Raw genomic sequence first — 590 nt, forward strand, 5'->3', positions numbered from 1 at the left:
CGTCCATCTGGACGCGCACGGGCCGCTGTGACGTCCATCTGGACGCGCACGGGCCGCTGTGAGCTTCTTGAATCCGTGCATGAACTTTTCCGAGCATCGTTGMCGAGTTCGGGGCATGCACTAGCCGGATCGCACCGACATGTTTGAAATCGGCTGGACCGAAATGCTGGTGATCGCGGTCGTCATGATCGTTGTCGTCGGCCCGAAGGATTTGCCCAAGATGCTCCGCACCATCGGCCGGATGACGGCCAAGGCCCGTTCCATGGCGGGCGATTTTCAGCGCCAGTTCAACGAGGCGATGAAAGAGGCCGAGCTCGACGACGTCAAAAAATCGATTGATGAGATCCGCGGCCTCAATCCGGCCAACGAGATCAGGAAGCAGCTCAATCCGTTCGAACAGGCCGCCGCCGATGTGCGGGCTGGCATCGATACTGCAATGAAGCCGACCCAGCCTGCGCCGCCGGCGGAGCCCGCCGCTGACGCAGCGCATCCGGCCGAGCCGTTGAAGAGCGGCGCAGCGGCGATGCCGGGCGTTGCCGGGCCCGAAGCCATGCCAGCGGCACCGGTCTTCCCGGCTGCCGACGTCAAGG

The 590-nt window shown here is 64.0% G+C and carries 1 protein-coding gene; it reads left to right on the forward strand.

What is annotated here, in order from left to right:
- Nucleotides 1-139 precede the first annotated feature (139 nt).
- On the forward strand, nt 140-590 hold a 451-nt coding region (gene tatB / locus AC1DWF_RS36690; RefSeq protein WP_476843346.1), incomplete at its 3' end, for a Sec-independent protein translocase protein TatB.

Source organism: Aminobacter sp. P4_D5 (assembly GCF_056401815.1).